This is a genomic window from Acinetobacter sp. AKBS16, from assembly GCF_002899995.1.
Taxonomy (GTDB): domain Bacteria; phylum Pseudomonadota; class Gammaproteobacteria; order Pseudomonadales; family Moraxellaceae; genus Acinetobacter; species Acinetobacter baumannii.
The window spans coordinates 1-2,004 of sequence record NZ_POYH01000001.1; the positions used below are offsets into that span (position 1 = coordinate 1).

The window sequence follows — 2,004 nt, forward strand, 5'->3', positions numbered from 1 at the left end:
ATCATTAAGAGAATTGAAGAACAACTTGTGTGGATTTTTACTGATTGATTAATCGAAATAATTTTCATTGATTGATTGGTTTAAATTACTCGAAGTTTATTTGAGCGAAATTTAAGTCAGTAATTGATGAGCCAGAATTGGTACCTTGTCTTTAAATAAGGTGCAAAATGATTTTAACTGAAGAGTTTGATCATGGCTCAGATTGAACGCTGGCGGCAGGCTTAACACATGCAAGTCGAGCGGGGGAAGGTAGCTTGCTACCGGACCTAGCGGCGGACGGGTGAGTAATGCTTAGGAATCTGCCTATTAGTGGGGGACAACATCTCGAAAGGGATGCTAATACCGCATACGTCCTACGGGAGAAAGCAGGGGATCTTCGGACCTTGCGCTAATAGATGAGCCTAAGTCGGATTAGCTAGTTGGTGGGGTAAAGGCCTACCAAGGCGACGATCTGTAGCGGGTCTGAGAGGATGATCCGCCACACTGGGACTGAGACACGGCCCAGACTCCTACGGGAGGCAGCAGTGGGGAATATTGGACAATGGGGGGAACCCTGATCCAGCCATGCCGCGTGTGTGAAGAAGGCCTTATGGTTGTAAAGCACTTTAAGCGAGGAGGAGGCTACTTTAGTTAATACCTAGAGATAGTGGACGTTACTCGCAGAATAAGCACCGGCTAACTCTGTGCCAGCAGCCGCGGTAATACAGAGGGTGCGAGCGTTAATCGGATTTACTGGGCGTAAAGCGTGCGTAGGCGGCTTATTAAGTCGGATGTGAAATCCCCGAGCTTAACTTGGGAATTGCATTCGATACTGGTGAGCTAGAGTATGGGAGAGGATGGTAGAATTCCAGGTGTAGCGGTGAAATGCGTAGAGATCTGGAGGAATACCGATGGCGAAGGCAGCCATCTGGCCTAATACTGACGCTGAGGTACGAAAGCATGGGGAGCAAACAGGATTAGATACCCTGGTAGTCCATGCCGTAAACGATGTCTACTAGCCGTTGGGGCCTTTGAGGCTTTAGTGGCGCAGCTAACGCGATAAGTAGACCGCCTGGGGAGTACGGTCGCAAGACTAAAACTCAAATGAATTGACGGGGGCCCGCACAAGCGGTGGAGCATGTGGTTTAATTCGATGCAACGCGAAGAACCTTACCTGGCCTTGACATACTAGAAACTTTCCAGAGATGGATTGGTGCCTTCGGGAATCTAGATACAGGTGCTGCATGGCTGTCGTCAGCTCGTGTCGTGAGATGTTGGGTTAAGTCCCGCAACGAGCGCAACCCTTTTCCTTACTTGCCAGCATTTCGGATGGGAACTTTAAGGATACTGCCAGTGACAAACTGGAGGAAGGCGGGGACGACGTCAAGTCATCATGGCCCTTACGGCCAGGGCTACACACGTGCTACAATGGTCGGTACAAAGGGTTGCTACACAGCGATGTGATGCTAATCTCAAAAAGCCGATCGTAGTCCGGATTGGAGTCTGCAACTCGACTCCATGAAGTCGGAATCGCTAGTAATCGCGGATCAGAATGCCGCGGTGAATACGTTCCCGGGCCTTGTACACACCGCCCGTCACACCATGGGAGTTTGTTGCACCAGAAGTAGCTAGCCTAACTGCAAAGAGGGCGGTTACCACGGTGTGGCCGATGACTGGGGTGAAGTCGTAACAAGGTAGCCGTAGGGGAACCTGCGGCTGGATCACCTCCTTAACGAAAGATTGACGATTGGTAAGAATCCACAACAAGTTGTTCTTCATAGATGTATCTGAGGGTCTGTAGCTCAGTTGGTTAGAGCACACGCTTGATAAGCGTGGGGTCACAAGTTCAAGTCTTGTCAGACCCACCATGACTTTGACTGGTTGAAGTTATAGATAAAAGATACATGATTGATGATGTAAGCTGGGGACTTAGCTTAGTTGGTAGAGCGCCTGCTTTGCACGCAGGAGGTCAGGAGTTCGACTCTCCTAGTCTCCACCAGAACTTAAGATAAGTTCGGATTACAG

The 2,004-nt window shown here is 49.6% G+C and carries 2 tRNA genes and 1 rRNA gene; all 3 read left to right on the forward strand.

The window, feature by feature from the left end:
• Window positions 1-174: 174 nt before the first annotated feature.
• The 3 genes from C1642_RS00005 to C1642_RS00015 all read left to right on the forward strand — a co-directional run bounded on the left by C1642_RS00005 (window position 175) and on the right by C1642_RS00015 (window position 1,978).
• Window positions 175-1,711, forward strand: a 16S ribosomal RNA gene (locus C1642_RS00005).
• Window positions 1,712-1,770: 59 nt separating this feature from the next.
• Window positions 1,771-1,847: transfer RNA gene (locus C1642_RS00010), tRNA-Ile, on the forward strand.
• Window positions 1,848-1,902: 55 nt separating this feature from the next.
• Window positions 1,903-1,978, forward strand: a tRNA-Ala gene (locus C1642_RS00015).
• Window positions 1,979-2,004 lie beyond the last annotated feature (26 nt).